Origin of the sequence: Bordetella tumbae, assembly GCF_965139195.1 — a bacterium.
GTDB lineage: Bacteria > Pseudomonadota > Gammaproteobacteria > Burkholderiales > Burkholderiaceae_B > Bordetella_A > Bordetella_A tumbae.
In genome coordinates this window covers 232,538-255,250 of the sequence record NZ_CBCSJH010000004.1, presented here as the reverse complement: position 1 = coordinate 255,250, position 22,713 = coordinate 232,538, and the positions used below count along the sequence as shown (strand labels likewise).

At 59.4% G+C, this 22,713-nt stretch carries 20 protein-coding genes and 2 pseudogenes; 13 read left to right on the top strand and 9 right to left on the bottom strand.

Annotation, left to right across the window (positions count from 1 at the left end):
• Nucleotides 1-243 precede the first annotated feature (243 nt).
• From ACNA0J_RS08030 to ACNA0J_RS08020, 3 genes are all read right to left on the bottom strand, one after another.
• Nucleotides 244-1,224: a Bug family tripartite tricarboxylate transporter substrate binding protein gene (locus tag ACNA0J_RS08030; protein ID WP_415818200.1), complete on the bottom strand. Its 981-nt coding sequence runs from the start codon at nucleotides 1,222-1,224 to the stop codon at nucleotides 244-246.
• A gap of 165 nt (nucleotides 1,225-1,389) precedes the next feature.
• A complete protein-coding gene (locus ACNA0J_RS08025) occupies nucleotides 1,390-1,791 on the bottom strand; it encodes a carboxymuconolactone decarboxylase family protein (protein WP_094820814.1) in 402 nt (133 codons plus the stop codon).
• Between the two features lie 115 nt (nucleotides 1,792-1,906).
• The gene (locus ACNA0J_RS08020; protein ID WP_415818198.1) at nucleotides 1,907-2,806 is read right to left on the bottom strand and encodes an NAD(P)-dependent oxidoreductase; all 900 of its coding nucleotides are present in this window, start codon (nucleotides 2,804-2,806) and stop codon (nucleotides 1,907-1,909) included.
• Between the two features lie 232 nt (nucleotides 2,807-3,038).
• Between ACNA0J_RS08020 and ACNA0J_RS08015 the strand changes: the two genes are divergently transcribed.
• From ACNA0J_RS08015 to ACNA0J_RS07990, 6 genes are all read left to right on the top strand, one after another.
• Entirely contained in the window at nucleotides 3,039-4,007 is a 969-nt protein-coding gene (locus ACNA0J_RS08015; protein WP_415818196.1) for a Bug family tripartite tricarboxylate transporter substrate binding protein, read from the top strand.
• Between the two features lie 127 nt (nucleotides 4,008-4,134).
• Nucleotides 4,135-4,917, top strand: a complete 783-nt coding sequence (locus ACNA0J_RS08010) for an aldolase (protein WP_415818194.1) — start codon at nucleotides 4,135-4,137, stop codon at nucleotides 4,915-4,917.
• Between the two features lie 12 nt (nucleotides 4,918-4,929).
• Entirely contained in the window at nucleotides 4,930-5,484 is a 555-nt protein-coding gene (locus tag ACNA0J_RS08005) for a helix-turn-helix domain-containing protein (RefSeq protein ID WP_094820811.1), read from the top strand.
• Nucleotides 5,485-5,908: 424 nt separating this feature from the next.
• Nucleotides 5,909-7,786, top strand: coding sequence for an ABC transporter ATP-binding protein (locus tag ACNA0J_RS08000; protein WP_415818192.1), 1,878 nt, complete (start codon nucleotides 5,909-5,911; stop codon nucleotides 7,784-7,786).
• Between the two features lie 188 nt (nucleotides 7,787-7,974).
• Nucleotides 7,975-9,168 (top strand): MFS transporter, encoded by a 1,194-nt coding sequence (locus tag ACNA0J_RS07995; protein ID WP_415818190.1) that lies wholly within the window; start codon nucleotides 7,975-7,977, stop codon nucleotides 9,166-9,168.
• A gap of 152 nt (nucleotides 9,169-9,320) precedes the next feature.
• The gene (locus ACNA0J_RS07990) at nucleotides 9,321-9,653 is read left to right on the top strand and encodes a YegP family protein (RefSeq protein ID WP_415818217.1); all 333 of its coding nucleotides are present in this window, start codon (nucleotides 9,321-9,323) and stop codon (nucleotides 9,651-9,653) included.
• A gap of 48 nt (nucleotides 9,654-9,701) precedes the next feature.
• Here ACNA0J_RS07990 and ACNA0J_RS07985 read toward each other — a convergent pair whose 3' ends face one another.
• From ACNA0J_RS07985 to ACNA0J_RS07965, 5 genes are all read right to left on the bottom strand, one after another.
• Complete coding sequence (locus ACNA0J_RS07985) at nucleotides 9,702-10,010, bottom strand: type II toxin-antitoxin system PemK/MazF family toxin (protein WP_460490247.1); 309 nt, start codon at nucleotides 10,008-10,010, stop codon at nucleotides 9,702-9,704.
• 14 nt (nucleotides 10,011-10,024) lie between these two features.
• Nucleotides 10,025-10,243 (bottom strand): antitoxin MazE family protein, encoded by a 219-nt coding sequence (locus tag ACNA0J_RS07980; RefSeq protein WP_415818188.1) that lies wholly within the window; start codon nucleotides 10,241-10,243, stop codon nucleotides 10,025-10,027.
• A 186-nt stretch (nucleotides 10,244-10,429) separates the two neighbouring features.
• The gene (locus ACNA0J_RS07975; protein ID WP_415818186.1) at nucleotides 10,430-10,927 is read right to left on the bottom strand and encodes a YjjA family protein; all 498 of its coding nucleotides are present in this window, start codon (nucleotides 10,925-10,927) and stop codon (nucleotides 10,430-10,432) included.
• A 282-nt stretch (nucleotides 10,928-11,209) separates the two neighbouring features.
• A complete protein-coding gene (locus tag ACNA0J_RS07970; RefSeq protein ID WP_415818184.1) occupies nucleotides 11,210-12,355 on the bottom strand; it encodes a mandelate racemase/muconate lactonizing enzyme family protein in 1,146 nt (381 codons plus the stop codon).
• A 13-nt stretch (nucleotides 12,356-12,368) separates the two neighbouring features.
• Nucleotides 12,369-13,094 (bottom strand): GntR family transcriptional regulator, encoded by a 726-nt coding sequence (locus ACNA0J_RS07965; RefSeq protein WP_094838431.1) that lies wholly within the window; start codon nucleotides 13,092-13,094, stop codon nucleotides 12,369-12,371.
• 100 nt (nucleotides 13,095-13,194) lie between these two features.
• On the opposite strand from ACNA0J_RS07965, the gene ACNA0J_RS07960 reads away from it, so the two are divergent.
• The 6 genes and pseudogenes from ACNA0J_RS07960 (at nucleotide 13,195) to ACNA0J_RS07935 (ending at nucleotide 18,965) form a co-directional block, all read left to right on the top strand.
• The gene (locus ACNA0J_RS07960; protein ID WP_415818182.1) at nucleotides 13,195-13,962 is read left to right on the top strand and encodes an ABC transporter permease; all 768 of its coding nucleotides are present in this window, start codon (nucleotides 13,195-13,197) and stop codon (nucleotides 13,960-13,962) included.
• A pseudogene (locus ACNA0J_RS07955) lies at nucleotides 13,941-14,412 on the top strand (ABC transporter ATP-binding protein); the annotation flags it as partial. The gene ACNA0J_RS07960 and the pseudogene ACNA0J_RS07955, both read left to right, overlap by 22 nt.
• Nucleotides 14,413-14,415: 3 nt before the next feature.
• Nucleotides 14,416-14,774, top strand: a pseudogene (locus tag ACNA0J_RS07950) (ATP-binding protein); the annotation flags it as partial.
• A gap of 86 nt (nucleotides 14,775-14,860) precedes the next feature.
• Nucleotides 14,861-15,865: an ABC transporter substrate-binding protein gene (locus tag ACNA0J_RS07945; RefSeq protein WP_415818180.1), complete on the top strand. Its 1,005-nt coding sequence runs from the start codon at nucleotides 14,861-14,863 to the stop codon at nucleotides 15,863-15,865.
• 17 nt (nucleotides 15,866-15,882) lie between these two features.
• Nucleotides 15,883-17,493, top strand: coding sequence for a GMC family oxidoreductase (locus ACNA0J_RS07940; RefSeq protein WP_415818178.1), 1,611 nt, complete (start codon nucleotides 15,883-15,885; stop codon nucleotides 17,491-17,493).
• Nucleotides 17,494-17,744: 251 nt separating this feature from the next.
• Nucleotides 17,745-18,965, top strand: a complete 1,221-nt coding sequence (locus ACNA0J_RS07935; protein ID WP_415818176.1) for an ABC transporter substrate-binding protein — start codon at nucleotides 17,745-17,747, stop codon at nucleotides 18,963-18,965.
• Nucleotides 18,966-19,126: 161 nt separating this feature from the next.
• Here ACNA0J_RS07935 and ACNA0J_RS07930 read toward each other — a convergent pair whose 3' ends face one another.
• On the bottom strand, nucleotides 19,127-20,830 hold the full coding sequence (locus ACNA0J_RS07930; RefSeq protein WP_415818174.1) for an ankyrin repeat domain-containing protein: 1,704 nt from the start codon (nucleotides 20,828-20,830) through the stop codon (nucleotides 19,127-19,129).
• Between the two features lie 231 nt (nucleotides 20,831-21,061).
• On the opposite strand from ACNA0J_RS07930, the gene ACNA0J_RS07925 reads away from it, so the two are divergent.
• Nucleotides 21,062-22,645, top strand: a complete 1,584-nt coding sequence (locus ACNA0J_RS07925) for an aldehyde dehydrogenase (NADP(+)) (protein ID WP_415806097.1) — start codon at nucleotides 21,062-21,064, stop codon at nucleotides 22,643-22,645.
• Nucleotides 22,646-22,713 lie beyond the last annotated feature (68 nt).

Genomic DNA, 22,713 nt, shown 5'->3' with positions numbered 1-22,713 from the left:
GTGCCGGGCCGTTGAGCACGGATTTAGTCCGCGCAGCGGACCGAGGCCCCTGGTCACGGGCCGAGTCCGTGCGATAGGCCCGGCACCACGCCCAGGCACGCGACAGGGACGCCTTCAGAGAGACAATCAACAGCAGCAAACGCCCACAACACCAACAGCGATTAAAAAACGCCAGTCAGCGCTTAAGCAACAAGCACTAAACCATCGGCTTGTCCATGCTGCCCAAGCCAATAAATCCGATTCCTAGGGATTAATAGGAATATTCGCGTCATGAATCAATTTAGCAAAGCGGTCCAGGTCTTTGCTCGTCAAGCGCGCCATCTCGCCGGGGCCGCGCCGCTCGCCCTGCGGCGCCAACGCTCCCGATGAATCCAACGAGGCCTTTACCTTTGGATCGTCCAGCGCATAATTCAGGGCATTGACGAGCTTGTCCACCCGATCCTTGGGCGTATCTTTCGGAGCTGCCAAGGCGTTCCACACCGCGATATCGAACTCCGGCACGCCGCCCTCGGCAAACGTCGGCGTGTCAGGCATTTGCGAAATACGCTCGGGACTGGCGACCGCCAAAGGCACCACTCGCCCGCCTTTGCTGGCTGGAATCATGGCGACGGTCTGATCGATCAGCATGTCGACCGTGCCGGCCATCAGATCGACCAAGGCGGGTCCAGTGCCGCGATACGGAACCATCTGCGCTTTCGTCTTCGTCAGATAGAGAAAATATTCCGCCCCGATGTGCGCCGTGCTGCCCGGGCCGCCATTGCCCAGGTTCACGCTGGGCTTAGACTGATCGCGCAATCGTTTGAGCAAATCCGGCAGGTTCTTGATGCCGCTGGCCGCACTGACCGATAGCACCATCGGCACCTCTGCAACCAGGCCTATGGGCTCCATTTCCGTTTTGGGATCGAACTTCATGCTGCGATACAGGGTCGGCGCAATCGCAAACGAACCCATGTTGCTGAACATGATCGTGTAGCCATCGTTGGCCGCGCGCAAGAACTTTTGTACCCCTGGCACGCCACCGACACCGCCCAGGTTCTCAACGATAACGGTCGTGCCGAGATCCTTGCCCATGGCCTCGGCGACAATGCGGGCCAGCGCGTCGGTAGAGCCTCCTGGCGCATAAGGCACCACCATGGTGATTGGTTTCTCTGGATACGCCGCGTGTGCCGCACTCGCGAGGACGACCAGGGTCGTCGCCAGCACGGGGCGAAGAAATTTACGCATGAGTGTCTCCCTCCACCTTGTCTCAGGCGGATGTCAGTTCAGCATTAAAAATGAACGGCCGGATCTGAACGGCCCCGTTCAACGCTGCATATCGCGCTGGTCTATGCAGGGGGCCAATTCAGTTATTGTTGTGCTGTCATCCCCGGCCTCAGACGCCGGATACGCCTATTTCTCGGTCCCGGCGGCTTGTGCTTCGCGATATTCCTTGATCGCTTCAGAGGCGATCCGGAACGAATCCATCCCCGCCGGAATACCGCCATAAATCGCCACGTGAGTCAGCGCGCCGCGGATCTCCGACTCTTTCAAGCCGTTGCGCAAGGCACCTTTGACATGCAACGACAACTCATGCGGACGGTTCAGCACGCTGATCATGGCCAGATTTACCAGACTGCGTTCACGGCGCGTCAGGTCATCATTGGCCCAGCACAATCCCCAGCACGCCGTCGTCGTGATTTCCTGAGCGATGCGATTGAAATCGGTCGCATTGGCGATCGACTTGTCCACGTGTTCGGCGCCCAGCACTTCGCGTCGGACTTTCAGGCCTTTTTCGTACAGTTCATTGTTCATAGTCTTCCTTGACAGTGAGAAAAGCGTTAATCAAAAAGGAACAGCCTGACACGCAGAAAGAAATGCCTGCGGCGTCAAGCCCGGCAGATCGTGAAAATCACGAACGCACCGGTATTTACTGGGGATCTGCGTGCCCGCGGATCGTGATGCCGGCCCATTGCTCCATGACACGGGCGACGTCCGAAATATCGGCGTCCTGGCCAAAGGTCGCCGTGGTGATCGCCAGCATCTCGCGTATCGCGACGCTGACAGGCATGGGAATGCCCATGGACGCAGCCTCTTCAATGCAAAGCGTCACGTCTTTGTGGGACAGCTTGTTGGCAAATCCCACTTGAAAACGGCGGGTCAGAACCTCGTTGGGGATCTTGTGCGTGGTCGCCGTATTACGGCCGCTGCTGGCGTTGATGATTTCCAGCGCGACGGCCGGGTCGACGCCTGCCTTTGTTGCCATGGAAAGCGCTTCGGACGAGGCCACCAACGCCGCCGCCGACAACATGTTGTTGGCCAGTTTCGCCGCTTGCGCCAGACCCGCCGCCTCGCCGGCGTAAAGCACCTTGCCCAGTGCCTGGAATATCGGCTCGACCTGATGGCGAACGCCCGTAGCGCACGACACCATCAAGGTCAACGTCCCTGCCGCAGCGCCGGTGACACCGCCGCTGACCGGGGCTTCGATCCACTCGATGCCGCGCTCACTGACGATCTCCTGGGCGCGTCGCGCGGCCCTGATACCTATCGTCGACAGATCGATCACCCGGCGGACCTTTGCGCCTTGCCGTAACTCCAGCAAGACAGATTCCACGATCGCCGGTGTCGGCAGGCTCAAACATATCGTCCCGACTCGATCCGCCAGCGCCCTGACACTGTCTGCCAAGACAGCTCCGCTGTCTTTCGCAGCGGCCCGAGCCTGCTCGGAGGCGTCGAATGCATGCACCGCATATCCGGCTTTCAGCAGATTCCGCGCCATGGGCAGACCCATGCGCCCCAACCCGACAAAGCCAATTTCCTGGTTTTCCAAGACCGTCTCCTTTTATCTGATTGTATGACAATAAGTCAATCCTACGGAAATGACGTAGACGAGCACATCAGTAATAACCCTGAGACGTGCGCATCGGCATAAGCGGCCAGCCTGCCCACTCCCTTCCGGGAAATCCCCTACGCATTGGGCCTTGATGACACACATAAATCTATAGGACACTTCGTGTCATTAAGGAATCGTTTTTAACTACAATCAGCATCAGGGAAAAATCATGCGTATATCCAGGCTTCTTATCTCCGCCCTTTTTTTTGCGGTCAGCTGCAGCACCGTCGCGGCGCAACCCTATCCGGAGCGTGCCGTGCGGCTCATCGTGCCTTTTGGTGCGGGCGGCATCACCGATATCGTGGCGCGCCAGGTGGGCAAGGAATTGGGAGACGCCTTGGGACAGAGTGTGATCATTGAAAACCGCCCTGGCGCTGGCGGCGTGATCGGCGCGCAACTCGCGGCCACGTCCGCCCCGGACGGCTACACCCTGTTCCTGGGTACGGTCGGCACACAGATCGTGAATCCGCTCGTGCGCGACAAGATCTCCTATGACCCGAATCGCGATTTTCTGCCGGTCGGCATGGTATCGAGCTCACCGTTTATGCTCGCCGTTCATCCCAGCGTCCAGGCTCAGGATTTTGCGCAGTTTGTGACATATGCCAAGGCCCATCCCGGCCAGCTGAATTTCGGCTCCGCGGGCAACGCCAGCTCACCGCACCTGGGTCTGGAGCTGCTGAAACTCACGTCCGGCGTCGACATTACGCATGTGCCGTTCAAGAGCGGCATCGAAGCCGTCAACGCAGCGATGGGCGGCCAAGTCGACGTCGTCATGGACGCTATCCCTGTCATCATGCCGCAGGTCCAGGCCGGCAAGCTCAGAGCGCTGGTACTGGCAAATCCCAGCCCCCTGCCCTCGGCCCCTGGTGTGCCTACCAGCGCAGACGTGCATGTTCCCCAACTGCAAATCAGTTCCTGGAATGGGCTGTATGTCCCGGCCGGCACCCCGGCGCCGATTGCCGCTACGTTAAATACAGCCCTGCAAAAGGCCCTGTCCTCGCCTGCGCTGAGTGAACGCCTGGCCTCGCAGGGGACGCAGATGTACAAAGGAACCAACGAGGAATATCAACAGTTCATCACCGCCGAAAAAGCGAAATGGACCGACATCATCCAACGGGCCCATATTCGATTGGACTGATGGCCGTACCGCGCTTGAGGTCCCGAGACATGGCACACGTCATCGTGCGCATCAGGGATGGCCGATCGCGCAGCACGACCTATCAGTCATAACGCACAACGCAAAACATCACACGAAAGGAAGCACCATGGCAGACACCATGCACCTGTCCAAACAAGAACTGATCGAGAAAGCCCAGGCCGAAATGCGCCGTCAATTCGCCGACTCGCAGTGGACACCGCGCGAACGTCTCGCGCTGACCTGCCGCATCTTGTTTGACGGCGGCCATGATTCCGGGCTGGCCGGACAAATCACCGCGCGCGCAGAAACCTCGGGCAGCTATTACACCCAGCGCCTGGGGCTGGGCTTTGACGAAATCACGGCCAGCAATCTACTGCTGGTCGACGAAGACCTGCACGTACAAGAAGGCGACGGCATGCCGAACCCGGCTAACCGTTTTCATTCGTGGATCTATCGCGCCCGGCCTGACGTGCAGTGCATTATTCATACGCATCCGTTGCATGTCGCCTCGCTGTCGATGCTGGAGGTCCCGCTCGAGGTTTCGCACATGGACAACTGCACGCTGTATGGCGATGTCGCGTTTCTGGAAAAATGGCCTGGCGTGCCCGTTGGAAACGAAGAAGGCGAAATCATCTCGGCAGCCCTGGGCGACAAGCGCGCCATCCTGCTCTCGCACCACGGCATGTTGGTAGCAGCGACGACGATCGAAGAAGCCTGCGTGCTGTCACTGCAATTCGAGCGCGCAGCCCGCATGCAATTGCTGGCCATGAGCGCCGGCACGATCCGGCCCATCCCGCCGGAGCTCGGCGCGGAGGCCCACGATTGGATCTTGACGCCAAAACGGTCACAGATCGGCTTCGCGTATTATGCACGTCGAGCCCTGCGCACCCATACTGACGTGCTGACCTGATCCGAATTGCCTATGCAAGACCTGCCACACCGACTTCGCGCCCTGCGCCGCCAACAAGACCTCTCGCTGGAGCAACTCGCCCAGCGTACGGGCCTGACAAAGAGCTACCTGTCCAAACTGGAGCGCGGCCTGAGCGAGCCCTCCATTTCCACGGTGCTCCGCCTGGCGCAGGCCTACGATATCGGTGTGTCGCAGCTGGTCGGCGCAGACATGGATGCACAAGAAGAAACCACCAGCATCGTGCGCGTGGCAGACCGGGAGCCTCTGGTGCGCGATGGCACCCATGTCGGCTACCACTACCAATCCATGGCCGGCCGGCGCAAGATCCGCACGATGGAGCCCTTTGTCGTGCGCCCGCCGCGCAAGTTTCCCGCAGATAAAGCCGTATTCCCGCACCCAGGCGAGGAATTCATGCTGGTCCTGAAAGGCTCGGTCGAGGTCCACGTCGGCGAACGGCAGTTCCGGCTGGATTGCGGCGACTCGGTATATTTCGACTCGGAACTCCCCCATCGCATGCGTACCGTCAGCCGGGAAATCGCCGAAGTGCTGGTCGTCGCAGCTCGCTGATGCCAGCGCTGCGCTGCTGACCCGCCGGCACGGCGAGGCAGTGTTGCATCCACCACAGAAACAGGACTGAATGAATTGCCATTGTCAAGCCTTGGCTGATATCATTTGTCCTTGGGTGTTTGCCGCCCATCTTGTTGTACCCCCTCTTCCACCATTTCACTCACCACCAGGGAGGCGTCTGATGTCCATCGTTCGCAATGCTATCCCCAGCGTGGACCCGCGACACCTTTAAGTCGTCGCTGGCGCTGGGCCGCCCGCCAAGCTCTTTTCGCTTGTAAGTACGCGTTCTGCGCACTTGCGGCAGCCTATCGCCCATTCCAGACATTTTGCTCGGCCTATCCGCCTCTACGGACGCGCGGCAATGTGTCTTTCTATTGCTTTTGTTGAAAGCCCCGGCATTCCTCACGATACCGGGCAATAAAAAATGGCTCGAAGAAAAATCGATTTTCGCGGACAAGCGTTTAAGGACGTTTTAGGTTTTACGTTCCGGCATTGGCGCGAGCAGCCCTGGCGCGTTCTGCTGATCATTCTATTGGTGCTGCTCTCGGCCACAGCGGATGTGTTGACGCCCATGTTTGCCGGACGGCTGGTCGACGCAGTGGCGGCGGGCATCTCCAGCGGCCCTGGCGCCTGGGATATGGCAACGACCGCATTCTGGGCGTTGGCCGCGTTGGCGCTAGGCAGCACGATCTTTCTGCAACTGGTGTACTTCAACATCATCAAGCTCACGCTGAACATGATGACCGCGGTTGCCTCGCGCGCATTTCATCGTGTACAGCGACTGTCTACGGATTGGCATGCCAATAGCTTCGCCGGCTCGACGGTGCGCAAGATCACGCGCGGAATGTGGGCGCTGGACTTGCTCAACGACACCTTGTTGATAGCGTTATTGCCATCGATAGGCATGCTGGTGGGCGCGACCATTCTGCTGGGTGTGCAATGGCCCATCATGGGGCTGGTGGTGGGCGTGGGATCACTGGTGTACATCTCGGTGACGGCCGCCTTGTCATTGGGTTTTGTCGCGCCCGCCGCACGCCTGGGCAATGCCTGGGATACGCGGCTGGGCGGCGCCTTGGCCGATGCCGTGACCTGCAATGCGGTCGTGAAAGCCTTTGGCGCGGAGTCGCGCGAAGAGATCCGACTGGAGCGCATCCTAGGCAAATGGCGCCACCGTACCCGGCGGGGCTGGGTGCGCGGCACGCTCAACGGTGGCGTACAGGGCCTCATGCTCGCAGCCATGCAAGCCGCCATTCTGGGCTCTGCCCTGCTGCTCTGGGCCAAAGGACAAGCCAGCGTCGGTGACATCACCTTTGCATTGACGATGTTCTTTATCCTGCAGGGCTATCTGCGCGATATCGGCATGCACATTCGTAACCTGCAGCGTTCGGTCAACGATATGGAAGAGCTCGTCTCGCTGCACGCACAGCCGCTAGGCGTGAGCGACAAACCCGATGCGCATCCTATTGCGATCCAGGCGGGTGAGATCCGTTTTGAAAACGTCACGTTCCGATATGGCGCACATCCTGTCGCGCTATACGACGATTTCTCGGTGCGCATCAAGCCCGGCGAACGCGTGGGCCTGGTAGGCCATTCAGGCTCTGGCAAGACGACGTTCATCAAGCTGATCCAACGTCTCTATGACATCAACAGCGGCCGCATCGCCATCGACGGCCAGGATATTGCTGAGGTACAGCAGGCCTCGTTGCGCAGCCAGATCGCCATCGTACAGCAGGAGCCTGTGCTGTTTCACCGCACGCTGGCTGAAAACATTGCCTATGCCCGGCCGGACGCCACGCGTGTGGAAATCGAACAGGCCGCCCGCCAGGCCAGTGCCCATGATTTCATCATGGCATTGCCAAAGGGCTATGAAACCATGGTGGGTGAGCGTGGTGTCAAACTCTCTGGCGGAGAACGCCAACGAGTGGCCCTTGCGCGCGCGTTTCTGGCCAATGCGCCTATCCTGATACTGGACGAAGCGACATCGAGCCTGGACAGCGAGAGCGAAGCCTTGATCCAGCAAGCCATGGAACGCCTGATGGCCGGGCGCACGACGCTGGTGGTTGCACACAGGTTGTCTACGATACGTACCATGGACCGTTTGCTGGTCATGGATAAAGGCCGCATCGTCGAGGAAGGCAATCATCACGCCCTGATGCGACGCGAAGGCGGCCTGTATCGCCGTTTGCTCGAGCGCCAAGCCCTGGAATTGACCAAAGGCCTGACCTTGCCCGATGGCGCGCAGCAACGCCGCCCGCTCAGGGCATTGGACACGGAGGACGATGCCATACTGACCGAAAGCTGAAAATTTTTCGGCGCAAGCGGGGCCACGCCCCGCCCTACTGCCGCTCAGTTCTGCTCGTTATATCGTCCTCGTTATATCGTCCCCACTAGGACGTTGTATTGCTGTCATATGAGGGGCGCTACAATTAAGCGTTTTTCGGCCGCGGGCCATGGCGCCCCTCCGCCTTTTCATTTCCCAAGATTCACTCCATGACCTCCTCTGTTTCCGGGCCGCGTTCGCCCGGCCTGGTGCTGTTTGCGCTCGCTATCGGCGCATTTGCCATTGGCACCACCGAATTCGCCACCATGAGCCTGCTGCCGTATTTTGCGCCCGCGCTCGGTATTGATGCACCGACGGCGGGCCACGTCATCAGCGCGTATGCGCTGGGGGTAGTGGTCGGCGCACCGTTGATCACCGTGGCGGCGGCCCGGCTGCCTCGACGTGCACTGCTGCTGTTGTTGATGGGCAGTTTCGCGCTGTTCAACGGGCTATGCGCCTTTGCCCCTACCTATGAATGGATGATGGTGCTGCGCTTTCTGAGCGGCTTGCCGCATGGCGCCTACTTTGGCATTGCCTCACTGGTCGCCGTGTCACTGGTGCCGGAGAACCGCCGTACCCAAGCAGTTGGCCGCATGTTTTTGGGTCTGACGGTAGCCACCATCATTGGTGTTCCCATGGCCAACTGGCTAGGACACGTCGTAGGCTGGCGTTGGGGATTTGCCTTGGTAGCCGCGACCGGCCTGCTCACCGTATTGCTCGTTGCCTTGTTTGCGCCAGCCACGCCCGCCGACCCCAAGGCCAGCCCGCTGCGCGAATTGAGCGCGTTACGCCATGCTCAGGTCTGGATGACACTCGGCATAGGCGCAATCGGCTTTGGCGGCTTGTTTGCGGTCTATACCTATTTGGCCGACATTCTGCTGGAGGTGACTCACGTCTCGCCCGATGCCGTCCCATTGGTATTGGGGGTATTTGGCATCGGCATGACCGCGGGCAATCTGATCATTCCCAAATTTGCCGATCGTGCGTTGATGCCGACCGCGGGCGGGTTGTTGGTATTCAGCGCGGTCTCGCTGGTGCTGTTTACGTTCAGCATCGACAGCATCTGGACGATTACGCCTGCCGTCTTCCTGGTCGGTGTCGGCGGTGCACTGGGTACGGTATTGCAAACACGCCTGATGGATGTGGCAGAACACGCCCAAGGCCTGGCCGCTGCGCTGAACCACTCGGCCTTCAATACTGCCAACGCGCTGGGGCCGCTGCTGGGCGGACTGGCATTGTCCCAGGGCTACGGCTGGCACGCACCAGGCTGGGTCGGCGCCCTGCTCGCTCTGGGCGGATTTTTACTCTGGTTGATTTCGGTCTCAATGGATCGGCAACGCAACACGCTGCAGCAGGCAACGTAAAGCAATGCAAAACCAGGGCTCGAATCTCGCAAAAACAGCGATCCGAGCCTAGGCAAAACCCGTTGCGTTCCCCTATGATCGGGAAGCGCTGCGGGGGATCCCCCCCGGCACGTATCGTTTCGCTCATCGCTTTCAACCCAAGGAGTCACATCATGGCAGGTTGGTTTGAACTAAAAAAAGCAAGCAACGGACAATTCCACTTTTCCCTGAAAGCCGGAAATGGGGAAATCATCCTGACCAGTGAGATGTACGAGACCAAGGCCTCGGCCTCGAACGGCATCGCCTCGGTACAAAAGAATAGCGGTGACAGCGCCCGGTACAAATCGGCGACATCATCGAATGGCAAATTCTATTTCTCGTTGCGGGCCGCTAATAATCAGGTCATCGGCAACAGTCAGATGTATGCGTCCGAGGCCGCGCGCGATGGCGGTATCGAGTCCGTCAGGCAAAATGGCGCGACGGCGGATATCCGCGATAACAGTTGATACCCTCGAGCCGCTACCCGGTACGTCGATATACAGGCGTACCGAGGATCACTTGGCAATGCCCAGAAACACCGCCAGACAACGCTCTACCTCCAGCAACGCATCGGCATGAATCCGCCCAAAGGCGGGTCCTATTTTGTCGCGTTTCACGGTTATCGACTTATCAACCATGATTTGAGAAGGTTTCTGCAGACCGTTTTCAGGGCTCGGTGGGATGGTGATGCGCAGCAGAGGCGCGGCAACCAGTGTGCTCGTCACGGGCAATACCGCCACTGACGAGTGCTCGTCAAACTGATCCGCCTGGATGACCAAAGCCGGCCGTGGTTTTCCAAAATCGCCCTGCATCGCGACACTCACGAAATCGCCGCGCATTATTCCGTCCAACCCTCGATCTCGCCCAGCGCCTCGTCCATGAGATGTTGCAGCACAGTGTCGGTCTGATCTGCCAGCGCGGCTAGCCGAGACTGACGGCGGCACTCGTCGGCAAACCCTGGGCGCCGTGTGTCCGGCACCCAGATCTGCACTGGACGCAATCCAGCCATCCGCAGCGCGGCGCGGTGCTTTTGTACGCGTGAATTAACGTCAGCCATGTCGACATGCTCCCTGTTACATGCAACATGGTAGCCCTTAAAGCCGTTACATGCAACAGCGGCTGACGCAAATGTTCCCAAGTCCATTTCCATTCCTTTTCTGCAACCTATGATTGTGCTGGTTGAGAAGAATGGCGGCTATTCGTAGTTACCGCAAAAGCCTCGGTCTGCTCGGGCGTCGATCGCTTACAAGAACGATTTGCCGTGCTCCAGGACTTGATCGCACGCTTTGCGGGTGATTTCTTCTTTCATCCCGCCGCCACTCAAATCCAGGGATTTGCCATCGCTACCCGTCAATACGCCAGAGGCGCCCTTGGTGTAGCCCTCGTCGGACGAGGCCTTTTCTGAGCCACCCAACTTTCCGACCAATTTATCTTTCACCGACGACGCGTCACCGCCGCTCAGGTAATTATTCTTGATGCAAAACTCGAGCACGCCTGCAGCATTGCCCGCCGTGCCGGAACCCGCCGAGCCGCCCAGAGCCGACAACGCCGAACTGCTATCGCCGCCTAGAGCACTGCCCAGACCTTGCGTCGCGCCGCCAGTCGAAGACCCGGTCTGTGCAGCGTCGCCGCCCAGTTGACCTTTGACAGCGTCCATCAATTGCGCATGCGCGCCGGTCGCAAAAAACGGTGCGGCGATGAGGGCCGCAGCGCTGATGAGATATCGATGATTCAGTTTCATTCGGTGCTCCAGGCTGATAAAACCACAGTCATCCTAGCGGGCACGTGCAGCAAGCAACAAGACAAACAACGCAAAGACGGCAACGCGAGTGCGACAAAATTTGACGATCGAGGAGCTTGCACCATGAGGCTCTCTCCCACGAGAACTATCATCGGCACGCCAGCGTGGTAACACCTCGAACCGGATTGTCACGAGTACGACATACCGGGCTCATGCCGCGCTGCGCGCCAATGGCACACAGCCCGCGATCCCGTAAACAATCGCTGCGCCAACCGTGCAAAGCTATCTCGCACAGCGGGTTTGCAACGCCTGCAAATCGGGTTCGACACCTATGCCGGGGGCCTGGCCTAAATGGGCGAATCCGTTATCCAGTTTTAGCAACGGTTCGCTGAGCAGCGTACGCAGCGGATTGTCGTTCGCGTCGATTTCCAGCAAGCCGCCGTGGTGAATACCATCGACAGCCGCCAGCAGATGGGCCGATGCCATCAGGCCGATGCCCGCCCCCAAGTAATGCGGACAATAACGCAGGCCCGCGGCCCGCACCGCCTGAATGACGGGCAAACACCCCGAAATACCGCCCCATTTAGCCAGGTCGGGCTGAACGACTTGCAAGAACCCCGCACCGATGCCTGCCTGAAACATCGGCAGACCCAGATAGTTCTCGCCCGCGGCCAGGGGAATCGCGCTGTGGCGAGACAACGCTTGCCACTCTTCGAATGGCCGATCCGCGCGCAGCGGCTCTTCTAACCAGGCAAGATTGAATTCGGCCATCGCCGCCATCATGGTGGCGGCTGTCGGCGCGTCCCAGCCTTGATTGGCATCCGTCATCAACGGCATATCCATGCCGATCACATCGCGGGCATCTCGCAGGTTCTTTAGATCGCGCTCCTGGCCGAAGCCGAGTTTTAGCTTGAAGGCGCGATAACCCTCAGCGTACTTTTTTCGCACCATGCTGGCCGGATCATCGGGATTGATGCCGCTCGCGTAGACCTGGACTTGATCATGCGTGCCTCCCAGAAAAGCCCACAACGGCTGACCAGCACGGCGAGCACATAAATCCCACAGCGCCAGATCAATGCCTGCGATGGCCTGCGCCATGGGCCCCGGTTCGCCGGACTGCAGGGCCAGGACTTCCGTTGCTGCCGTCAGATGTGCAAAGGCGGCGGCGGGATCTTGGTATTCGCGATCCAGCAGCAAAGGCTGCAATACCGTCTCGACCAGCAATGCCCGATGCTCGGCCCCGCACGACGGGAAATTGCACCAGACCTCGCCCCAGCCATGCGCGCCGTCACGATCCTCTATACGCACAAAGACGGCAGGACGGCTATACATCGTACCGAACGAGGTACGCACGGGGCTTTCCAAGGGGTAGCGCAGCACGTGCACGCTGAGTTTGGCGGGATGGACACTGCGGTCGTTATTCGTCATGGCTCTGGAACAATCAGGGAATCAAGTTCATTTCAACGTGGATGAAATCCCCCCGGTAGGAGACCTCGCTCAGATAAATCACGCGCCCGTCCGCATCCACAAAGACGCGGCGAACCTCGGCAATGGGCGTATTCACCGCCACCTGCAAATGCTGGGCGACCTCGGTATCGGCAGTCCCGATGGTCAACGCCTGTCGCGCCTGCGCAATCGTGATGCTGGGCATGGAGACCAGCAAAGGGATCACCGTTTCATTGCGAAAGCGCTCAGGGTGCTGGCGAAAGACATCCTCGGCCAGATAGATATTGATCACGCAATACGGCTGGTCCTGGCGTTCGTGAACGCGGCGCATAAAGACATAGCGCTCGGCCGCCGTGCCGTCCTGCGGCGTGACCGGCGCACGATGGATGGACTCGTCGATCGTCACGATCTTGGGTTTGGTATCCCGGTACATATTGGCCAGTTCGGCCAAAGTGGTCTGTACCCGCAGCCAGCGGTCATTGGGCGGCAGGCCCGTCACAAAGGTCCCTCGCCCCTGTTGGGGAGAGACCAGTCCCTCGCGAGTCAGGACATCTACCGCCTGGCGGACGGTCACCCGTGCGACTCCGAACTCCGCGACCAGTTCCTCCAGCGAGGGGACTTTTTGCCCCTGCTCCCACACACCACGGCCGATGCGCTGACGCATCAGGTCTGCCAGTTGGAGATAGCGAGGAATAGGGCTGTCGTGAAAATTGATAGCCATAAACAAATAGCCATATGTTGTTTGCTGAACGTATGGTCTACAGTACGATTTGACCTTTAAAAGGTCAAGCGCCTTCGCTTTTATTTACGGAGGAGACATCTTGCGCAATCGTTCCGTGGTGCAACGCGTGGCGTTGATTGCCGCCCCTTGGCTGCTCATCGTATTGGCGTGGTATGCGGTGCGAGCCAGCGGCCTGGTCAGCCCTGCCCTGGTCCCCAGCCCACACGAGGTCCTGGCGAAATTCCTGGAACTGATGCAAACCCGGCTGCCTCACGACATCCTGATGTCGACCCAGCGGGTATTGGTCGGGGTCGTATTGGGAATTGTGCTGGCCGTGCCTGTCGGCTTTGTCCTGGGTTGGTATCAATCGATACGCAGTTTTGTCGATCCGGTCATCAACTTTTTCCGTGCGCTGCCGCCGATTGCGTTGATTCCGCTGGTGATTGTGTATTTTGGGATAGGCGAGTCGGCAAAGATCGCGATCCTGTTTTATGCGTCATTCTTTGCCGGCGTCATCGTCATGTACGAAGGCATTGCGCAGATCAATCCCATATTCGTGCGTGTATCGCGCACCCTGGGCGCGAGCGATGGTGAGATTTTTCGCAAGGTCATCGTTCCCCTGACCATCCCCCATATGTTGACGGCATTGCGCGTAGCGTTAGGTGTCGCCTGGGCCACGCTGGTCGCCTCGGAACTGATTGCTGCGCAGCAGGGACTGGGCGCCTTGATTCAGGATGCGTCGTCGTTCTTTCAGCTCGATATCATTTACGTCGGCATCATCTGCATCGGCGTCATCGCGCTGATCATGGATCTGATTCTGCGCGCGCTGGCGCGCCGTCTGGTGGCATGGCAGGAGCGCATCGCATGACATCGAACACGCCTGTACGACTGCGATTTTCCGATGTGTCGGTGGACTATCCGACGGCACATGGGCCAATGCGGGTGCTCGACGGTATCAACCTCGACATCCACCAAGGCGAGTTCGTCTCGATTATCGGCCCATCGGGCTGCGGCAAGACGACCATGATGAATATGGTGGCGGGCTTTTTGCAGCCTACCCAGGGCACAGTACAACTGGACGGAACGCCTATTACCGGCCCCGGACCGGACCGGGGTGTGATTTTCCAGGAGTATGGCGTCTTTCCCTGGCTGACCGTGAAAGAGAACATCGCCTTCGGCCTGACGCTGCGCGCCAATCAAGTCAGTCGCGCCGAACGCGACGAGATCTGCCAGCGCTACATGACGCTGATGGGGCTCGCCGATTTTGCAAACCATCATCCCAAGCATTTATCTGGCGGCATGCGCCAGCGCCTGGCGCNNNCCCGCGCCTATGCCGTCAAGCCGCAATTTTTGCTGATGGACGAGCCTTTCGGTGCGCTGGACGCGCAGACGCGCAGCGCGATGCAGGATTTATTGCTGCAAGTGCTGCTGGCCGAAAACAAGACTGTCATGCTGATCACGCACTCGGTCGAAGAAGCCATCTACCTGTCATCGCGCATTGTGGTGGTCACGGCGAGGCCGGCGCGGATACGCACGGTGATCGACGTGCCGTTTGCCTATCCGCGCGCGGAGAATCTGCACGAAGACCCGCGCTTTGGGGAGCTGCGTTCGCATATCCGCAGCCTGGTCATGGAGGAATACGCCCGGCAGGCTAGCCAGGCGGTGCGTCTATCTGAATAATGCTGGCGCGAGTCTCACGTGCCTCACTGCTGTCGTTTTCCCTAACCTGTTATTTCGTCGTTTCGCCTGCTAAAAGGAGCCTCCACATGAATCCGCAGCGCAGAACCTTATTGAAAACCGGCGCCCTTGCGGCCGCCATGTCGGGTATAGGCATGCCAATGTTGGCTCGTGCCGCGCAGACCGTGCGCGTGGGCTACCTGCATACCCCTGCCGTAGATGGTCAAATCTGGACGGGCCTGGAAACCCGAGCGTTTGCCGAGCAAGGCCTGGATTTGCAGATGATCAAGTTCACCACCGGGCTTGAACTATTCCAGGCCATGATTGGCGGCAGTCTCGACGTACTGTCCACCGGCGCGGTGGTATCCAATTTCCCGGCGCGCGGCCAAGGCAAAGTCTTTTTGCTGAACAACGTGGAATATGCAACCGCCCAACTCTGGGTACGGGCCGACTCCGGCATCAAGAGCGCCGCCGATCTCAAGGGCAAGAAAATCTCGACCACGGCCGGCACCACGGCACACGTTTTCCTGAATCGGGTACTGCAAGGCGCCAATCTGCAAGAAGGCAAAGACGTGCAGATCGTGAATCAACGCATGACCGAAGCCGTCACGTCGTTCATCTCGGGCGCTGTGCCCGCCGTGGCGTTGTGGGTGCCGTTTGACGTGACCGTCAAACAAAAAGCCGAGGGCGCGCGCATGCTGGTCGATGCCTCGGCCTTTTATCCCGAGGCCGCCATCGTGGGCGGCTGGGCCGCGCGCAATGATTACTACGAAAAAAATCCGCAGTTGATCCAATCCCTGATCAAAGGCTGGGTCAAGGCCAACGATCACCTGCTATCTCACACCGACGAGGCCATCGCGGCACTGCAGAAAAAGCACTACCCCGAAGTCCCCCTGGCCGATCTCAAGGATCAATTCAAGGCGTCGAAGTATTTCACCTCCAGCGAATGGCGGGCAAAATACGCCGATGGCACCGTCACAAAATGGCTGCAGCAGGTCACGGACTTTTTCGTCAAGACCGCCAATATCTCCAACCCCGTGCCCGCCAGCACCTATTTCGATCCCAAGCCCTACCTAGACATCGTGAAAGCCTAACCTCGCCGCAACGCGCCATGTCCCAAACCTATGACTACATCATTGTGGGAGCCGGCTCCGCCGGCTGCGTGCTGGCCAATCGCCTGAGCGCGGACCCGGCCTGCCGTGTGTTGCTGCTGGAGGCCGGCGGCGCAAACACGGGATTCTGGTTGAAGCTGCCCGTGGGATATTTCCGCTCGATCTATGACCCTCGCTATTCGTGGCAGTTTGACGTTGAGCCCCAGCCCGAAACGGGCAATCGCGCCATCGTCTGGCCACGTGGCCGCGTGCTGGGCGGGTCCAGTTCGATCAACGGGCTGATTTATATCCGCGGCCAACACGCGGACTATGATGACTGGGCGCGACTGGGCGCGACGGGTTGGAGCTATCGGGATGTCTTGCCCATTTTCAAGCAATCCGAGTGCTATGCGGGCGGCGCGAGCGAGTATCACGGCGATCAGGGCGAGCTGCATGTCTCGGACCTGCGTAATGATCACCCGCTCTGCGCGGCCTGGTTGCGCGCGGGCGCCGAAGCAGGCCTGCCTGGCAGTCCCGACTTTAATGGCGCACAGGATAGCGGCCTGGGCAGCTACCAACTGACACTGCGAGGGCACTGGCGCGACAGTGCGGCCACGGCCTTTTTACGGCCGGTGCGGGCACGTCGCAACCTCACGGTATTGACCGATGCCCATGTCACCCGATTACTGATAGAACGGGGCATCTGCCACGGCGTCACCTGGCTGCACCACGGACAAGTCATGCGTGCTCATGCAGCGGGCGAAGTGATCGTGGCCGCGGGTGCGCTGCAATCGCCACATCTGCTGCAACTCTCCGGCGTCGGCCCTGCCCGCTTGTTGCAAAAGCATCAGATCCCCGTCCAGGTCGATGCACCGGAAGTCGGCTGCAATTTGCAGGATCACTACCAGGCGCGCGTCATCGTCAAGGTCAAGGACAAACTCTCGCTCAATGACGACGTGCGCAATCCGTTCAAGCTCGCGAACATGGGCGCGAAGTGGCTGTTCAACAAAGCAGGCCCTCTGACTGTCGGCGCCGGACAGGTCGGTGGCATGGTGCGTACCGAGCATGCGCGCGATAGCCGGGCCGATATTCTGTTCAATGTCATGCCGCTATCGGTAGACAAGCCCGGCGACCCCTTGCATGGGTTTTCCGGTTTTTCCGCATCTGCTACCCAATGCCGGCCCGATTCTCGCGGTACGGTCGAAATCCGTTCGGCCGATCCCTTCGATCCCCCGCGCATCGTATCCAACTATCTGACCGAACCGCACGACATCAAAGTCCTGATCGCAGGGCTGCGCATGCTGCGCGACATCTATCACCAACCCGCTTTCCGCCAATTCGCCACCGGCGAGGAGTACATGCCTGGCAGCGGATTAAAAAAAGAGCAGGACCTGGCACAGTTCGCGCGCGAACGCGGGGGGACGGTATTCCACGTCTCGGGGACCTGCCGTATGGGCAGCGACACACAGGCCGTCGTCGATCCGGCGCTGCGGGTGCAAGGCGTGGACAGGCTGCGCGTCATTGACGCATCGGTGATGCCGGCCATGGTGTCGGCCAATACCAATGCGGCCGCGATCCTGATCGGGGAAAAAGGCGCCCAACTGGTCCGCAGCTCTGCTGCACATCAGTGAAGCCCTGTCCACCCCCACGCCCCTGACCTGTACTCAGGAGTGTCCCGTATTTTTGGCAAGTGTCCAAACATAAGACACTATGCACACTGTTTGAACGGCCTTTTCCTGGCTCTCCTCCGCGTATGTAAATTGGCATAGAAGTTGCTTGACTCCTCCCAGGGACGAATCCCGTAACGAGTCGGTCAACCATCGAGTACGCGCAGCGGCACTCGGTCCAGACCAAAAAGAATGCCAATATAAGGAGGAGCACAATGAGGAAAAACGTCTTGCGCCTGGTATCGCTGACGGGCAGCATGCTGTTTGCACTGACCGCCCATTCTCAAGATAACCAGCCATTCCGCCTGGGAGCCATTGTCGACATGACCGGTGTCTATTCGGCTCATGGCGGGCCGGGGATGGTGACCGCAGTAAAAATGGCCGTGGAAGATTTTGGGGGCAAAGTCCTGGGCCGTCCGATAGAAGTCTTGTCGGCCGACTATCAGAACAAGGTCGATATCACCGCGACAAGAGCACGCGAATGGTATGACAGAGAAAATGTCAGCGCCATCATCGAATCGACGGACTCCGCATCGGCGCTGGCACTGCAGGCCCTGGGACAAGAAAAAAAACGAGTCACCATCTTCGCCGGATCGGCCACCTCCAATCTGACAGGAAAATCATGCTCGCCCTATGGCGTGCATTATGTGTATGACACGTACGCCCTGGCACATGGCACGGGCCGCGCCGTCACTCGTGCTGGCGGCAATACATGGTTTTTCATCACTGCCGACTATGCATTCGGTCATTCTCTGGAGCGCGACACCAAAGCGGTCATCGAAGAAAACGGCGGCAAGGTTCTCGGTCAAATACGCGCACCGCTTTCGAGCCCCGATTTCTCGTCTTACTTGTTGCAGGCGCAGGCGTCCCGTGCCAAGGTCATTGGCTTGGCCAACGCGGGCACCGATACCCAGAACTCCGTACGCCAAGCGTCCGAGTTCGGCATCACGCAAGGCGGGCAGGCGCTCGCCACATTGCTGGTGTTCCTGCACGACATCAAGGGAATGGGTTTGCAAGCCGCACAGGGGCTGCAATTCACGACGGGGTTCTACTGGGATCGCAACGATGAAACCCGTAAATGGTCGCAACGCTACTTTGAACGGCAAAAGTCCATGCCGTCCATGGTGCAAGCCGGCGCGTACTCAGCCACGCTGCATTATCTGAACGCCGTCCAGGCCGTCGGATCGGACGATGCCGATGCCGTGTCTGCGAAAATGAAAGAAACGCCGATTAATGACTTCTACGCCAAGAACGGCAAAATTCGCGCGGACGGCCGCATGGTCTATGACATGTATTTGGCGCAGGCCAAAACGCCGGGCGAGTCCAAAAGCGACTGGGACCTCCTGAAAATCCTGGACACGATCCCAGGGGACGAAGCGTATCGCCCATTATCAAAGAGCGAATGCCCCTTGGTCGCGGCCGATGCCAAGAAATAAATAGGCGGACTTTCCGATAAGCAGATTGTCGCGGGGCTATTGATTGTTCGATAGCCGCTCGACAGTGCCTCTCACAATGGTGTCGGCCAATACTAATGCTAAGACCTCGGCGCCAGGGCCCGGCAGCACACCGACCTCGGGCGCCTTGGTTTGCGGACAGATTATGCCTTGCTAAGCTTGCCGATGGGGTTGTTCAGGCTCAGCAAGAAATTGGCCGCGCGCTCATCACCGCTGTTCCGCGCGAGCTCTACGAGCTCTACGATGTCTGCAACGTTGACGCTCCCGGTGGCGATTAGTGTTTTTGCCACCGCGGTATTCTCACGCTTTGCCGCGCATAGCAGCGCATCGGGGAACTCGGCGCCGAGCAGGCACAACACATCCACCGCCCGTTGGCTCTTGGATTCTACCGCGTACATTAGCGCTGCCGACAGATCGACGCCCAGGTCGATTAATGGCATCGCAATCCACACATTTGATCCGTTGATCGTCTGCATCAACAGTTTTTCCCCATTCGCACCAACGGAAATCAACGCTTTTGCCGAGTCGAGTTTGTTATCTACGATCGCTTGCGCCAGTGCCGTCAAGCCAATGGTCTCCCCCCTGTGCACGTTCAGCAATACTTTCCCTTTGTCCGCGTTGCCCGTCTCGGCGAAATAGGTCAACGCATCAGCGTCATATATGCGTGCACGGCTCAACTCTGTGAGCGCTTCGAGGTTTCCGCTGACCGTGTGTTCAACTAGTTCCTCATACTTATCGGTATCAGGCGGGTTGTCGTCTTCGATCGGATCAAACAAAGTATGACCTTTCGCAGCGTCTGCTTCTCCAGCGTCGTTCAGGCCCTCGTACGGAGAGGTCACTGCTGCCTCGATCAGTACTTTTACAATTTCAGGTTTCCCGGCTTTTATGGCTTGCCTGACTGCATACGAGTAAATGCCCCTATCGAGCAGTATCGATTGCACGGCCGCGATATCTCCCGTGGCCGCAACGGTGTTAACCGCAGTGGCGATGTTCCGTGCCAACACGGGGCCCAGCAGGGCTCCGATACTACGCTCATCACCGCGCTGCGCCGCAGCGGCCAGATCCGCGATGCCGTCCGCGCCGAGGAACTGCAACGCGTATGCAGTCTTCGGCAGCTTTGCCATCGCAGCATGATAGAACGCACGCGAAGGATCGGCCTTCAGTTCATTTATCAGGATTCGTGTGGCCTTTATCGTTCCCATCGATATGGACCTCATCAACGCATCGGCGCAGTCGGCACGCGCCCTGGTCAATGAGGCTATCATGTCCTTGCCCTTCTGGACATCATCAGAATTCTCTGCATACGCGCGGAAATGCACCGCCAAGTGCAATGCAGACGGAACAATGGACGAGTTTTTGCCCGAGGCCTCATCGACGAGTGCGGCGCGTTGCTCAGTCAATGGCACGTCAGCGCTGGCACCGGCCTCGAGCAGTGCGTCGACCAGCTCGAGCTGACCGAGCCGGACCGCGAGCATTAATGGCGTATATCCATGATCATCGATAGCGTCGAGATAATCGACAGCGCCGTCACACTCCTGCGTTAATCGCCTCGCGATCATCGTATGGCCCGACCGTATGGCAACGTGAAGCATGGTCTCCCCTTGACCATTTCGAATCTCACCATGAATAGCGGGATGGGCATACAGTTCGAGGCAGAGGTTGATATTCCCGTCTTCGAGCGCGTCGAAGAACTCGGCCCTGACCTCGCTGTCGCTATAGGCGGCCAGCGGCTTAGTGCCCAATGCGGATGGCTGCGCGCCCGCTGAAGTTGGTGGATTCAAGTCCATGGAAAGCTCACTCGTATAAGAAATCGCATTGTGCGAATTAAGGAAACGTACCGTCGGCATATCACCAGCCGGCCATGTGAAGTAACCACGGCACGACAAATAGTTCCTGCGCGGAACGCCTCCTTTTCCCGGGCTTGCGCCAGCCTTTAATCCAATTTTTATATAGATCGATGTTTTTTCTGACTGAATCAGAAAAGAAACCTCAGGCCGGCCACCATCTTTCCCTATACTAGAACGTTTATACGGACTCCCCTCCGGAATCCATTCAATTCAGCTTCAGGAGACTTTTCCATGTCTATCACTGGTGAGATGCTCATCGGCGCCAGCGCCGTGCGCGGCACGCTGGGCGCACAGCGCGCGTTTGACCCGGCTCGTAACGAACATATCGAGCCTGAATTCGGCATGGGCGGCAAGGACGAAGTCAATCGCGCCTGCGAATTGGCCGCCGCGGCGTTCGATCCCTATCGCGCCGCACCGCTGGCTCAGCGCGCCGCTTTCCTGGAAAGTATTGCCGACAATATCATGGCGCTGGGCGACGAACTGATCGCCCGCGGCATGGCCGAAACCGGCCTGCCCGAAGCCCGCCTGCAAGGCGAGCGCGGCCGTACGGTCGGCCAACTGCGTTTGTTCGCAAAAGTCGTGCGTGATGGTTTGTTCCTGAACGCCACCATCGATCCGGCCCAACCGGAACGCAAGCCCCTGCCCCGCTCGGACCTGCGCCTGGCGCGCGTGCCGCTCGGCCCGGTCGCCGTGTTCGGCGCCAGCAATTTCCCATTGGCGTTCTCGGTCGCCGGTGGCGATACCGCCTCGGCACTGGCCGCGGGCTGCCCGGTTGTGGTCAAGGCGCATAGCGGTCACCCCGGTCTGTCGGAACTTGTGGGCCGTGCCATTCAAAAAGCCGTCAAAGACAACAATCTGCCCGAGGGCGTGTTCTCGCTGCTGTTCGGCGCAGGCCGCACCCTGGGCGATGCGCTCGTTGCGCACCCCGCGATCAAGGCCGTGGGCTTTACCGGCTCGCGCCAAGGCGGCCTGGCGCTGGTGCGCACCGCCAATGCCCGCCCCGAGCCGATCCCGGTCTACGCCGAGATGAGCAGCATCAACCCCGTGTTCCTGTTCCCGGGTGCGTTGTCTGCCCGCGCGGAAAGCATTGCGCAAGGCTTCGCGACCTCGTTGACCGGCAGCGTGGGCCAACTGTGCACGAATCCTGGTCTGGTCATTGCGATCGACGGCCCGGATCTGAAGCGCTTTGAGACCGCGGTGACGGCAGCGCTGCAACCCGCACCGGCCGGCACCATGCTGACCCCGGGCATCGCTGACGCCTATAACTCCGGTGTGGCGCAACTGAGCGCCGTCGAAGGCGTGTCGTGCGTGGCCAAGGGCCAAAGCAACGAAGGCCGCCCCAACAGCGCTCAAGCCGCGCTTTACAGCACCGATGCACAGCGCTTTTTGAAGGACAAGGCGTTAGAGGCCGAAGTATTCGGCCCGGCCTCGTTGCTGATCCGCGTGCGCGACGTCGCGGAAATGCGCGAGATCGCCGAACACCTGGAAGGCCAGTTGACCAGCACGCTGCAGATCGAAGCGAGCGACGTCGAGGCGGCTCGTACGCTCGTGCCGGTGTTGGAACGCAAGGCTGGCCGCATTCTGGCCAATGGCTTCCCCACGGGCGTGGAAGTCACCTACGCCATGGTGCACGGCGGTCCGTTCCCGTCGACATCCAATGCGATGTACACGTCCGTGGGTACGACGGCGATCGATCGTTTCTTGCGTCCGGTCTGCTATCAGGATCTGCCTGATGCGCTGCTGCCCGAGGCGGTTCAACAGGCCAATCCGCTGGGCCTGTGGCGTCTGGTCGACGGCGCGCCGCAAAAGCCCTGATCCTAGATAGAAACGCTGTACAGCGCCACGATAACGCCGGGTTCGCCAACGAATCCGGCGTTATTTTT